Below are 12,568 nucleotides of genomic sequence, written 5' to 3' on the forward strand. Positions count from 1 at the left end.
AGTTTTAACCTAAACTTCCCCCTGCAAATCAGCTAATCCGCATTTAATACCATTTCTCTAAAATCGTGCAACACTCTTCGACCCCCTTAGCCCCCCCGCTGCATTGCGGGGGGAACAAGAATACTGTTGCATTCTTTTTTAAAATTGGTATAAATTGCATGGTAAAATAAATTTTCACTCTTGTGGGAAGTAGGGGTTGGGCCGGAATGCCCGCCCTCAACATACAATTTAAATGAACAACAATTAACAATCGAATTAAGTTGATTATGCGACAAAGATAGGGATTTTCTAACGCCAGATAACTTGTGATAAGCTGATGCACCTCAGCTTAATTATGACTTCTTTTATATAGCATTACTCGGAAATCTCTGCTTCAAAACAGGCATTACCGGACAAGGTTTTTGCTCCTGTAAATTCTCTGGTTTGTTCCAAGTAAAAGGCCCTTTTTTCTCCGCCGCCATCCACAGCAAGCTTTTTGCTCGCGTCATCGCCACATACAGCAGTCGAAACTCTTCTGCTGTTTTCAAATAACCTGCTTGTTCCCAGGCTTCGCCTAGATTTGGTAAAGGATATTTTTCGTGCAAACTTGCTCGAATCTGCGCTCTCGCTACCTCTGCTAAAGTGAAATCTCCTAAAAATCGGGCTTGCGGCAAAACTCGCAAATTTCCGGGGATGGTTTGTTCGTGCAGAAACGGCAAAAATACGCAGTCCCAATCCAATCCTTTGGCTTTGTGCATGGTAATAATTGTTAGTTGACCTTTGCTGGTATAGCGTTCTTCTATTTTGTCGTCTGCATCCACAGGTTCAAATCTTTCGGAACTGACAATTTCGCTTAGTACATCCAAAATATTCCGCATTGAATTGTTGCCGGCTGTTTGGATTGCTACTCGTTCTGCTAATTTGTCGGCCGTGGCTAATTCTGTTTGGTCGTATTGCAGCGCTAAGGCTAAGAATGAAATGATTTGGTATGGTGGCAATTCTAAGCTAGCTTGCAGCAAACCGCAGCAAAAATAGCGGCATTTGCGAACGGGGTCTGACTGCTGGGGGTCTAGGGGGCCTGGGTAAAGGAATTGTTCGGGGCTGGTAGCAAAAGCATTGTAGTCTTGTTTGGGGATGAGCTGCCGATCGCTCAAAATCTTTAAGGCTGCTTTTAGGTAGTCTGGAGAGTGCGGGCGATCGAGAAATTGCAGCAGTGTTAAGATTTCCCAAGGTACTTGAGAATGTCTGTCCCGTTCTCCCACATCCTCAATTTTAATCCCATATTGGTGCAAATCAAAGCTTAATCCGTGCTTTTTAGGATTTTCTAGCACTTCTTTGATAAACTTACCTTGTTTGTTTTCCCGCACCAAAATAGCCATCGATTTCAGATTTTCTAACGGCAATTTGGCACTATTTTCACCCTCGCTAGCTTCACCGCCTGATTCGATATTTTTGCCATTTATTCCAAATTCAAACTCTGCCGGTAAAAATTCTTCTACTAACTCTATTACCCGCTTGCCAATTAACTCAATTGTATGGTAAATATCGCGGGGAGTATGCAATTCTAATCCTCCACCAATGGGATCAGGATTGGCATTATGCTGCGGGTCATGGCTGGGTACTGGCTTAATAGTTTGGTCGCGAAAAGGCTGTTCCGTTCCCGCTAATTTTGAGCTATTTACCCATTGCAACATAAAGTTAGCTGCATCGATAATCACTTGGGTACTACGGCCTGCGCCGTCCATGGTCGCTAACTTATTTTCTACTTCGCACCGATCGCAAAATTGGTTAAAATAAATCGGGTCTGCGGGAGTGAAAGTAGAATTAATCGCTTGATTTGGGTCGCCAACTCTGATAAAATTGGGAGGTAAAGTAGGACGATCGGGATCGATCGCCAATGTTTCCAAAAGCCGAGTCTGCAACGGTGTCGAATCCTGCGCTTCGTCCTCAAAAACGGCAAATACTTGCTTTTGCTCGATCGCCCTCGCCCTCGGATTTTCCAACACCCGCAAAGCGGCTAAAATCATTTCGTCGTAATCGATGAATTCCCGACTCCTCAACAAAGCCTGATATTTTTGATATAAACCCCCAGCTACCGCTAAAATCTCATAACCATCCCCAGTATCAAGAGCGTTCATTTCTAACAACTGTTCGGGAAATAAACCAGAAGATTTCGCCTCGTGAATCACAGTTTTAGCTACCTGCGGCAAAATTTCCGTCCGCAAAACCGATTGTCGCCGCAGCCTCTCCGTTTCCTCTCCGTCGAATTGCTGTCCTTCCAGCAAAACTTGATATCGGCGGGGATTTTCGGCAATCCAAAGTTCTACACAGGTACGAATTAATCGGTGACTTTGAGTGGGAGTAACTAAGGTTGAATTTTCTAAATTTAAACCCGACAAATCAGGATGTCGCATCGCAATATTCAAAGCTAAACCGTGCAAAGTGTGCACCGCAAAACCGCCTTGAGATAAAGACAATTGGGCCAATCTTTCCCGAATTTTAGCTTTAATATTAGCAGCAGCCGATCGCGTAAATGTCACGACAATTAACTGACGGCGACTGTGAAGCCCGTTGCGGGCGATCGCAATGGCCGACGCAGCAGCCATTCCCGTAGACTTCCCGGCCCCCGGAACCGCCGAAACAGCAAGGGGGCCGCCTTGCCAATCCGCCATGTCCTGCTGGCCCGCACGCAAGCTTTCGCGAATTTTAAGGCAAGCTTGTTCTCGCAAAACCACGGCAGAGTCTAACCCAGAGGAAATGTTGCCAGGGCGATCGATATTCGTTGTCGATCGCATAAAATCAGTATCAAATTCATCAGTCATTATTACATCCGCGTTTATCTGCGTTCATCTGCGGTTAAAAATAAAAAAATATTCAACCTCTACCGTTTCCATTTCGGTATCGGCTAAACTAACACTATCTATTCGAGCTTAAATTAAAACCAGCATAAAATTCAATACCTAAGCCTTTTTTATAGGAATCACCCAAATGAAAACTAACCTCAAAATCAATTCCCCCCCGCCCAAGCCAAACCCAAACTCAGCCCACAGCAGCACAACTCGTTTTGCTGTGGCGGTATTCTTAACTTTATCTTCAGCCATTGCTTTGCCTAGCTGCGGAGGATCTCAACTGACCAGCAGCGCTCCAGGCGGCGCAGATTCACCCAGCATCCGTGAAAACCAAGTTGCCGCATCGGCTCCACAATCGGCACCAGCACCGGAGCCAGCAGCCCAGAGGTCAAAAACTCCTGGTGCATCAAAAAAAGCAGCAGAAACGACCGCAACCCGTCCTCAACTGATTAAAAAAGCCCAACTCAGTGTAGTGGTCAAATCTATTGACGCCAGCACTAAATCTGTTACTAATATTGTCGAAAAACAGCAAGGCGATATCTTGGGTTTTCAAAATCAAAAGCCCCCGGATTCGAGTGTCCGCCAAACGGCTTCTGTGGAGATTCGCGTGCCTCAAGAACGTTTAGAAACGACTTTAGACGCTTTGGCAAAACTCGGAACTGTAGAGAACCGTTCTCTGACGGCTGAGGATGTTACCGATCAATTAGTTGACAGCGAGGCTAGGCTGCGAAACCTTCGCAAATCAGAGGAAATGGTGTTAAAAATTATGGAGCGCTCTGGCTCTGTCGGCGACGTGCTCAAAGCTGCTCAAGAGTTGAGCAATATTCGGGAGTCGATCGAACGCATTGACGCTCAGTTAAAAAGTTTGCGAAATCAAGTAGCCTATTCGACTATTAGCTTAACTCTAGAAGCAGCAGTATCGGCTCAACAAACTCCCGAACCTTCTCTAGGTTTGCGCGTGCAGGAAACTTGGGGGAAAGCGACTCATTCTGTGGGTGAATTGACGCTGGGTTTGTTTGGTTTGGGTATTTGGCTGTTGGCTTACAGTCCTTATTTGCTGTTAATTGGGGCTGCGGTTTACGGCTTTAATCGATTTAAGAAACAGCATTCTGTTCCGACAATTCAAGAACCGAAACCGCCTCAGTAGTCAGTAGTCAGTAGTCATTAGTCATTAGTCATTAGTCATTCCACCCACGTAAAATTTATGTATTGTGGAACGGCCGGAGAACCCGTTCTTAAAACCAACGACAACTAACAACTGACAACTAACAACTGACAACTGACCACTGACAACTGACCACTGACTAATCATCAATTTGCCATCCATCTTTGGTATAGTCTTCATCGACAATCTTTTTCGGACGCATCACCAGCACAACTCGCCCCAAAATAGGAATATCTGGGGATTGTTCAAACCAGTACAATTCTAAATTGCCAGCGTTATCTGCGAGGAAATAACTGTCAGCATCCCACTGTCTTTGAGCTCGATCGGCAATAATCAAAACTTCTTCAACTTTGCCTTGCAGCGGTACCGGCAATTGATCGCTCATTTCCAAAACAGCCACCGGATCTTCAGCGTTCAAAATTACCTGCCATCCGGGAATCGCCACCCAAGCTCCGGCTCCAGAAAATTTTACCATTCGGAACGGCTCGATTTCCTCCGGCAAAGGCACTGCCAGCAAATCTGTCGTAGAAAGCGGCAATTTGCCCACAACCGGGACAACGCGCGGCAATTGTTCTTCGGTATCCAGCCGGTAGACGGGCAAGCGGGGCGCTTCCCGTCTGGAAACTACGGTAAAATCAACGAGCAACTGCTCGATTTGCGCCCTAGCGGTTGGGCTGCTAGCTAATTTTAAACCGCGAGCAATTAAGCGCGATCGCTCTTGCAAATCGCTTTTCTGTCTCGCTAATTGCCAGCATTGGTAAGCCATAGCATCGCCGGGAGTGTCTGTGAACCCTTGGGGGAGACTCCCGAAGTGCGAAAACTCCTTGATCGCTTTAGCAACTTGGCGAGCATCGTCAACATCCAAATTGTGGGTTAGCATCAAAGCAGCCGCCCCGGCACGCTCTACTTGAGAGAGAATCCGAAACTCGTATAAGATATCGCTACCTTTGCCCAAAAAGTGCGATCGAACTTCCTCTGAAGCCCCAGCATTTACCATGCTGGTGTAGACTTGGGCTGCGACGCTTACTTGATTTTGCTGAATTGGCTCAAAACCAGTTTCTTCAAAAATCCTTTGAGAGTTGTAGCCAGCTTTTAGCAGTGCTGTGCAGGCCTGTCCCCACTCTACCCAAGTGCCTTCTTTGCGGCGGAGCGATCGAATTAACTTTTCGGCATCCACAGCAGTTGTGGAGGATGCAGATGCAGGAGGGGATGAATCTTGCGGTGTATCAGTCATAATTGAATCAAAAACTAGCGCTAAGTTATGTGTGGTTGGATACTGGCAAGGCTCGTGTCGCGGCAGAGCGATAGATTAATAGTAAGTGAGTTATGAGACTATTGTTACAGAATAGTTGCTCGCCTAAATTTACAAAGGGGAGTTTATCGTATTGTTATGGATAATGCCATTTCAGAGCTAGATCAAATTAAACGCCAGCTCATGACCCTACACAGACCGAAAAAGCCCAAAATGCTGGTAGTAGACGACGAACCAGACAATCTGGATTTACTCTACCGCACTTTCCGACGAGATTTTAACGTGCTCAAAGCTGAGAGCGGAATTCGCGCCTTGGAAGTCCTCGGCATCGAAGGCGAGGTCGCCGTCATCATTTCCGACCAGCGGATGCCCGAAATGAAGGGGACGGAGTTTTTGAGCAAAACCGTACCCCAGTTTCCGAATACGGTCAGAATTATCTTGACTGGTTTTACGGACATTGAAGACTTGGTGGATGCGATTAACTCAGGACAGGTTTACAAGTATATCACTAAGCCTTGGGACCCGAACGAATTGAAAATGGTGGTGCAAAAAGCGGCCGAGACTTATGAAATTCTCAAGCAGCGGACTGAGGAATTGGATCGCGCCCAAAATCAAATACAACTGTTAGCAACAATTATGCAAACGGCTGTGGATTATCCGAGTTTGGAAGCAAGTTTAGAGCCAATTGCTACTGCGATAAGTGATAATTTTTTGGCGGACTGTTGCATTTTGCAACTGGTGGACGGAAATGTTTTGATGCCACTCCAAGGCTGTCACACCACTGGTTCACCTGTGGAAAATTGGCTGGCAGATGATCCTCTGGTTCGAGAAGCAATTACCTCTCAAACTATTCAGGGTGCTGTGAATATTGGACTCGACACAAACCTAGCGAGTCTGCCGCACTATCAGAAATCCGGCATTCAAGCTCACCTGACCATCCCGGTGGTTCACAAAGGTCGATCGATCGCCCTGATTTCCATGCAGTGGAAGCAACCTTGTTCCCTGCGCCCCGACGAACTCACAACAGTTCACCTCGCCGCTCAAGAAGTTGCTTTGGTATTGACGAGTTTTCAGGGTCATTAGTCATCAGTCAGTCGATTTTAGATTTTAGATTTTAGATTTTAGATTTTAGATTTACTTGCAGCGCAGTGAATCTTGGAGCTTGAACAAAAGTCTAAAATTTTGGAATATTCACGACAATTGTCGGGAGCTTGTACCTGTTTTTGGGCGGGGTCATCAGTCATTAGTTGTCAGTCATTAGTTATTAGTCGGCTCTCTGTCTTGAGTTGAAAATAATAGCAAACGAAGGATTCAAGACAAAATCTCGCGGATAGCTAACAATACAAAGCATTAATGACTGGCGACAGCATGACATGAATGCACGGATTAATTGTTTTTACGTGATGACAAACTAGCCACCAATTACAAATTACCAATCACCAATGACTAATGACTAATAACGCAGAACAAATTAAAACTATATTTAATCGAATTGCACCAGTTTACAATCAATTGAACGACTGGTTGAGTTTTGGGCAACACCGGATTTGGAAGCAAATGGCGGTGAAATGGAGCAGTGCTGGCCCCGGAAATACTTGTTTAGACTTGTGCTGCGGTAGCGGGGATCTAGCTTTGTTGCTGGCTAAACAAGCAGGGCCGACCGGTTGCGTATTTGGAGTAGATTTTTCCGCCGAACAATTGGCCGTGGCGGCCAAGCGCGATCGACCTTTTCTCACCCCTGCAAGTCCCATTTCCTGGGTAGAAGCTGACGCCCTAGACTTGCCTTTTGCTGACAATTACTTCGACTGCGCCACAATGGGTTACGGCCTGCGTAACGTGACTGACATCCCCCGCAGTCTTCAGGAATTGCACCGCGTACTCAAACCCGGTGCCAAAGCAGCTATTCTCGACCTCCACCGCCCCAGCAATTCCCTAATGCGGAGCTTTCAGCAGTTTTATCTAGACAGTCTCGTAGTGCCCATTGCTCAGCAATTTGGAATGACTCAAGAATATGCTTACATTAATCCTAGTTTAGAAAAATTCCCGATCGGCCAGGAGCAAGTCGCGATCGCCAACAAAGCCGGATTTGCCACCGCCACCCACTACCCCATTGCCGGAGCTATGATGGGAGTATTGGTATTAGTCAGTTGACTGTTGTCAGTGGTCAGTGGTCAGTTGTCAACAGTCAACAGTTAACAGTCAACAATCAACAATTCCCAATTCCCAATTCCCAATTATTGATGAATCCGTCTGACATTTGGCTGTTGTTGGCCCCACCTGTAGTGGGAGGAATTATTGGCTATTTCACTAACGATATAGCTATCAAAATGCTGTTCCGCCCCTATCGAGCGATTTATATCAAAGGGCGGAAGTTGCCTTTCACTCCCGGCTTGATCCCCCGCAACCAAGAGCGTTTAGCAAAGCGAATTTCCGACACAATTATGGGTTCGCTGCTGACGCCACAGGAACTGCAAAACTTAGCGCGCCGCCTCCTGCAAACCGAGCGGATGCAGTCGGTGATTCTCTGGTTGTTGCAGTTGGCGCTGGATCAGGTAAAAGCAGACGCAGAGCAAAAAACCGCTAAAATTCTCGCTAACATTTTGCGAGATTTACTGGGGGAATCTGTGCCGCGAATTCTCAAAGTTTTGGCGCGCCGGGAAGATTTTTTAGAAGCTCAGCTAAATCAAATTTTTGATCAAGTTTTGCTGGAGATTCAGCTAACGGAAGCTCAGGCGGCTCAGCTTGCTGAGTGGTTGTTGCAGGTAGTAATACCACCGGAAGTGCTGCGGCAGGCTTTAATTGACTTTTTGACGGATCGCAATATTTCGATCATCGATGAAGGGTTTCGAGAAAAAACCAGCGGCACTTATTGGGTAGTAGCAAATTTGTTTGGTTTGCGGAACACTTTAACTCGGCTGCGGACTTTTTGTCTGGATGACAGAGAAGCCACAAATCAGCGCTTAGCAGAGTTAACTATTTCTTTGGGGATTCGCGGGCGAATTCAGGAATGGCTGCAAAATTTGTCGATGCAAAATTTACCGGTTTCGACTGTGAGACAGTTGCGAAAAACTATGCGCGACAGTGTTCGCAGCTATGTTCAACAGCGGGGTACAGATGTACTTGAGGGGTTGAGCAAATCTATTGACTGGGAAAATATTTCGCGGTTGATTCTCAATCGCTTGCAAACTTCAGCGGTGATGAGCGCTTCCCTGGAAATTGTCAGCAAAGAACTGGCTTTGGTTTTAGAGCGTTATTTAGAGCGGGATTTAGAAAATATTGTAGCTCAGGCTATCCCGATTTTGAATATTGACCAGGTGATTGTCGATCGAGTCAAAGGTACTTCTCCTGAAGAGCTGGAGTTAGCAATTCAGGGAATTGTCAAAAGCGAGTTGCAGGGAATTGTAAATTTAGGAGGCATTTTGGGCGTTTTTGTCGGCTGTTTGCAGACAGTTGTGCTTTTGCTTCAGCGGTGATGTATTTCGGCAGTTGTGAGATATTTGTTGTAGTCTAATATTCACTCAACTTGCGCCCAAAGTACCAAAAACCCGGTTTTTCCCTAGTATTTGCTACCTAAGCCAGAGGATTTTTGGTATAAACCGGGTTTTTGTGGCCCAATCCTAATTTACTTATTTTCTAAATCTATGCCAGCCCCAAATTCGGACGATCGCACAAACATCCCAAAAAACCCTCGCAACCTCAGCCGCCAACAATACGAGCGTTTAACCGCAGAAATGGCCACTCCCTACCGGCCTCTGCGACAGTTTGTTTACGTAGCTTGTGGCGCTTCGGGCTTTATCGGCGGCTTGGTTTTCCTCGCTAAAATTGCCTCTGGCCGGGAAATTGGTTCGGCTTTGCCTAATTTTGCCCTCCAAGTCGGAGTTGTGGCCCTGATGGTGTTCCTGTTTCGCTGGGAGCAGCGCGCCGAGGGCCGATCCCCGAAGTCGAAGTAACAAAAATTTATAAATCGAGACAAATATCTATCTGACGCAAGGAAAAGTTAGAAATATAAAGAAATTATTATGAAATCCTGGTTTGCCAGCGATCCCTGTAATGATAATGATGTGGCTTCAATTGGGGTCAGCAAATTTAAAGGCCCTAATCATAAACCGCTTGTAATTCGTTCAATTGGGGTCAGCTTTCATAAAGACCCTAAATATATAAAATAAATTTAAGCCCAGCGCCAGCCTTCACTGATAGAAGAGCTGGCGTTCGGCATTTTGGTAGGCTCAGGAGCTGGGGAGATAGAATCAGTAGGGTGTGCACCGCGCACAGAGTCTAAATCCCGTACTAGCGCCCGGAACCGAGTTTTTTGCCTAGCATCCGATGCAGGTAATACCAGTTCCCAAAAATCATGCAACTCTTGGCCGATGCTGGAAACCACGATCGTCCTCACTAATTCGCAAATCTCAAATCTCAAAGAGGCCAGTAGCAGCGCCCGGAACCGAGTTTTTTGCCTAGCATCCGATATAGGGAATACCAGTTCCCAAAAATCATGCAACTCTTGGCCGATGCTGGAAACCACGATCGTCCTCATTAATTCGCAATTCTCAAATCTAAAATCTAAAATGGTATAAGTGCTGGGGCGATCGAATAATTTGGCATTTGCCGAAGACCTGAGCCTGTGCAGTAACTAATGAGATGTGTCAAAGTCGAAGTAGAAAAAGATGTTAGGAGATTTGACTATGGGTCGATCATTTTTCAAAAAGCGGTGGACGTTATTTTTAGCAGCAGGCGCGGGAATTGTATTTTACAGTAATGCTGCGGAGGCTGCCGAAAAGGTAGTGCTCAAATACAGTGTGATCCGAATGACTTTACCCGTCAGCGAATTAGAAATTTTTGCAGAAACTGGGCAAATGTCGCCCGCGTTAGAAATGCTGCTGGGAAAAGCAAAAAAAGACCCGGAAGCGGTTCGCAACAGTCTGACGAGATCAGTGAAAGTCAGTCAAAGCTTTTTGGATCGGACGCTTAACAGCAAGGTTGGCGAAATAATTCTCGATGAAGTGGGTCAGGTAATTCGCACTCCTTCTGGGAATGCAAATCGAGAAGCTTTGCGCGAGGCCTTGGTGCTGTCTGCAACTAATGATAACGAGATTACACTGCTGGAAGCGATGAAGAATTATCCGAATTCAGAAGTTTATGTTGAGGGCGATCGCTTAGTTGAAGCTTACGGCAAACTTGTAGCTTTGTCAGAACAATTGGGCGGCGTTTCAGAACGGCTGCAAGACATTTTGAACAAGATTCGTCTGCCTCGATTGTAGTGGATTTGGTCAAGGACGGTTGATTGCTTCGAGCGATCGCAGAATGTTGCTGAACCTGCATCAATTACAGGGGAGTTACATTTTTTTTGTGCAAAATTTGCCTAATTTTTACACGAGTTAAAACAAAATCTAACTCCACCCAAGCTCCAAACCTCACGGGAATCTGTCATTCCTAATTCTAAAATTAAAAATCACAAATCAAATAACTTCGCTGTCAAATCTTTCTCTGGATAGATGTTCGACATCTTACAAAAAATTTATAGAGAAAGAAAACTTTTTTAAAAAAAAATATTTAAAGTAAAAAATGCGGGTAAGAGCTTGTGTATCACCCATAAACTGAAATACGATCTACTGGACATTGGAGATTCTCTATCTTAAAATATATAAATTCTGTCAGGGTCAGGCGCTTGCGAAAAAACGGCTTGTCATTAGTAAGCTTGTTATACAAAAGATGCCATTATACAAGGTATTAGCAAAAGATCTGGATAAAAAACGCTGATACTGCATTCATTAACACTTCCATTTGATCAAGTTTACTTACTGGGTAAGACTAGCAACATGAACAACAATCCTATTCGTTCAAAAGACCGTTTCTTGGTTTTCGGTGCTCCGGCGATCGAAGATGCTGAAATTCAAGAAGTGGTGGCAACCATGAAAACAGGTTGGTTGGGTACAGGCCCTAAAGTCAGGAAGTTTCAAGACGAATTTAATGCTTACAAGGGTTCCCAGTACGCGATTGCAGTCAATTCCTGTACGGCGGGACTGCACTTGAGCGTCCTCGCTGCTTGCTTGGAACCGGGGGATGAAGTCATTACTACTCCGATGACTTTTTGCGCTACAGTTAATGCCATCATCCACGCCGGGGCAACACCGGTATTGGCGGATGTAGATCCGGTGACAATGAATATTGACCCGGCTCAAGTCGAAGCTAAAATCACTTCAAAAACTAAAGCAATTTTGCCGGTTCACTTCGCAGGTCGTCCCTGCGATATGGATGCGCTTTGCGAGATTGCTCGCCGTCACAACTTGAAGTTAATTGAAGACTGTGCTCACGCGATCGAAACAGAGTACAAGGGACGGAAAGCAGGCACATTTGGCGACTTCGGATGCTTCAGCTTTTATGTCACCAAAAACATTACGACCGGGGAAGGAGGAATGATTCTGGCCGCCAGTCAAGAAGACGCCGACAGGCTCAACATTTTAGCGCTGCACGGTATGAGCAAAGATGCTTGGAAGCGCTTCAGCGACTCGGGTTACAAGCACTACCAAGTGGTGGAAGTCGGTTTTAAATACAATATGATGGATCTGCAAGCTGCGATCGGCATTCATCAATTGAAACGAGTCACGCCTTACTGGCAGCGGCGGGAGCAGATTTGGCAGCGCTACAACGAAGCATTTGCGGATTTGCCGATTACTTTGCCAGCCAACTCCGAACCGGATACAATTCATGCTTATCACCTGTACACCATCCTGGTAGATGAAGCCAAAACTGGAATCAGCCGCGACGAATTTCTCGACGCTATCAATGCTGAAAATATCGGTGTCGGCGTACATTATATGAGTATGCCGGAACATCCTGTCTATCAAAAAATGTTTGGATGGCATACCGAAGATTATCCGAATGCTGGCTACATTGGGCGGCATACAGTTAGCTTGCCGATTTCGGCAAAATTAACAGATGCAGATGTGGAAGATGTAATTGCTGCTGTTAAAAAATGTTTGGCGATCGGCAAAACTAAGAATCCAGCTTTGGCAACAGCAGGCTAAAATCCTGAAATAGTTTGCCATACAAACATCCTAGCTGTTTTTTAAGAAAAGCAGCTAGGATGTTTTTTAACTCCACAACGCCCTTTGGAAGGTAATGATCTAGCAACCTTTTCGGTTCCACCGGAGGTTTTTAATAGCCCAAACCATTAATTTTATTGCATTTACCTTCTGATTTCCCCCAAGGAGGGAGCACGGGTGGTGAACTTCTTCCTTGTTCCTTCTGCTATACCAAATCCGGGTTTAATACCCGGTCGATGGATTTGAGATTTGAAATTTGAGATTTTAGATGCCACAAAAG

General features: G+C 45.6%; 10 protein-coding genes. 7 read left to right on the forward strand and 3 right to left on the reverse strand.

Annotated elements, in window-relative coordinates; all coding sequences use genetic code 11:
- Positions 1–344: 344 nt before the first annotated feature.
- A complete protein-coding gene (locus QUA90_RS15580) occupies positions 345–2,801 on the reverse strand; it encodes an ATP-dependent helicase (RefSeq protein ID WP_333446406.1) in 2,457 nt (818 codons plus the stop codon).
- Positions 2,802–2,967: 166 nt separating this feature from the next.
- On the opposite strand from QUA90_RS15580, the gene QUA90_RS15585 reads away from it, so the two are divergent.
- Positions 2,968–3,975 (forward strand): DUF4349 domain-containing protein, encoded by a 1,008-nt coding sequence (locus QUA90_RS15585; RefSeq protein WP_333328831.1) that lies wholly within the window; start codon positions 2,968–2,970, stop codon positions 3,973–3,975.
- Positions 3,976–4,132: 157 nt separating this feature from the next.
- On the opposite strand, the gene QUA90_RS15590 is transcribed toward QUA90_RS15585, so the two are convergent.
- The gene (locus QUA90_RS15590) at positions 4,133–5,227 is read right to left on the reverse strand and encodes a RuBisCO accumulation factor 1 (RefSeq protein WP_333446408.1); all 1,095 of its coding nucleotides are present in this window, start codon (positions 5,225–5,227) and stop codon (positions 4,133–4,135) included.
- A 156-nt stretch (positions 5,228–5,383) separates the two neighbouring features.
- On the opposite strand from QUA90_RS15590, the gene QUA90_RS15595 reads away from it, so the two are divergent.
- From QUA90_RS15595 to QUA90_RS15610, 4 genes are all read left to right on the forward strand, one after another.
- Positions 5,384–6,328: a response regulator gene (locus QUA90_RS15595; RefSeq protein WP_333082437.1), complete on the forward strand. Its 945-nt coding sequence runs from the start codon at positions 5,384–5,386 to the stop codon at positions 6,326–6,328.
- Between the two features lie 366 nt (positions 6,329–6,694).
- On the forward strand, positions 6,695–7,396 hold the full coding sequence (gene ubiE, locus QUA90_RS15600) for a bifunctional demethylmenaquinone methyltransferase/2-methoxy-6-polyprenyl-1,4-benzoquinol methylase UbiE (protein ID WP_333328825.1): 702 nt from the start codon (positions 6,695–6,697) through the stop codon (positions 7,394–7,396).
- 89 nt (positions 7,397–7,485) lie between these two features.
- Complete coding sequence (locus tag QUA90_RS15605; RefSeq protein WP_333213010.1) at positions 7,486–8,718, forward strand: DUF445 family protein; 1,233 nt, start codon at positions 7,486–7,488, stop codon at positions 8,716–8,718.
- 168 nt (positions 8,719–8,886) lie between these two features.
- Complete coding sequence (locus QUA90_RS15610) at positions 8,887–9,195, forward strand: DUF3493 domain-containing protein (protein WP_333057719.1); 309 nt, start codon at positions 8,887–8,889, stop codon at positions 9,193–9,195.
- 218 nt (positions 9,196–9,413) lie between these two features.
- Here QUA90_RS15610 and QUA90_RS15615 read toward each other — a convergent pair whose 3' ends face one another.
- The gene (locus tag QUA90_RS15615; RefSeq protein WP_333446410.1) at positions 9,414–9,779 is read right to left on the reverse strand and encodes a hypothetical protein; all 366 of its coding nucleotides are present in this window, start codon (positions 9,777–9,779) and stop codon (positions 9,414–9,416) included.
- 148 nt (positions 9,780–9,927) lie between these two features.
- Here QUA90_RS15615 and QUA90_RS15620 point away from each other — a divergent pair, with 148 nt between their 5' ends.
- Positions 9,928–10,503 carry an alpha/beta hydrolase gene (locus QUA90_RS15620; RefSeq protein WP_333446412.1) on the forward strand — a complete coding sequence of 192 codons (576 nt, stop codon included), beginning with the start codon at positions 9,928–9,930 and terminating at the stop codon, positions 10,501–10,503.
- A 558-nt stretch (positions 10,504–11,061) separates the two neighbouring features.
- On the forward strand, positions 11,062–12,270 hold the full coding sequence (locus tag QUA90_RS15625) for a DegT/DnrJ/EryC1/StrS family aminotransferase (RefSeq protein WP_333328819.1): 1,209 nt from the start codon (positions 11,062–11,064) through the stop codon (positions 12,268–12,270).
- The last annotated feature ends 298 nt before the right edge of the window (positions 12,271–12,568 follow it).

The sequence above is a fragment of the Microcoleus sp. D3_18_C4 genome (assembly GCF_036702355.1).
Taxonomy (GTDB): domain Bacteria; phylum Cyanobacteriota; class Cyanobacteriia; order Cyanobacteriales; family Microcoleaceae; genus Microcoleus.

Coding starts and splice junctions, on each gene's coding strand:
- QUA90_RS15580 (WP_333446406.1), bottom strand. CDS start 2,801: ATGACTGATGAATTTGATACTGATTTTATGCGATCGACAACGAATATC.
- QUA90_RS15620 (WP_333446412.1), top strand. CDS start 9,928: ATGGGTCGATCATTTTTCAAAAAGCGGTGGACGTTATTTTTAGCAGCA.
- ubiE (WP_333328825.1), top strand. CDS start 6,695: ATGACTAATAACGCAGAACAAATTAAAACTATATTTAATCGAATTGCA.
- QUA90_RS15590 (WP_333446408.1), bottom strand. CDS start 5,227: ATGACTGATACACCGCAAGATTCATCCCCTCCTGCATCTGCATCCTCC.
- QUA90_RS15605 (WP_333213010.1), top strand. CDS start 7,486: ATGAATCCGTCTGACATTTGGCTGTTGTTGGCCCCACCTGTAGTGGGA.
- QUA90_RS15610 (WP_333057719.1), top strand. CDS start 8,887: ATGCCAGCCCCAAATTCGGACGATCGCACAAACATCCCAAAAAACCCT.
- QUA90_RS15595 (WP_333082437.1), top strand. CDS start 5,384: ATGGATAATGCCATTTCAGAGCTAGATCAAATTAAACGCCAGCTCATG.
- QUA90_RS15625 (WP_333328819.1), top strand. CDS start 11,062: ATGAACAACAATCCTATTCGTTCAAAAGACCGTTTCTTGGTTTTCGGT.
- QUA90_RS15585 (WP_333328831.1), top strand. CDS start 2,968: ATGAAAACTAACCTCAAAATCAATTCCCCCCCGCCCAAGCCAAACCCA.
- QUA90_RS15615 (WP_333446410.1), bottom strand. CDS start 9,779: ATGAGGACGATCGTGGTTTCCAGCATCGGCCAAGAGTTGCATGATTTT.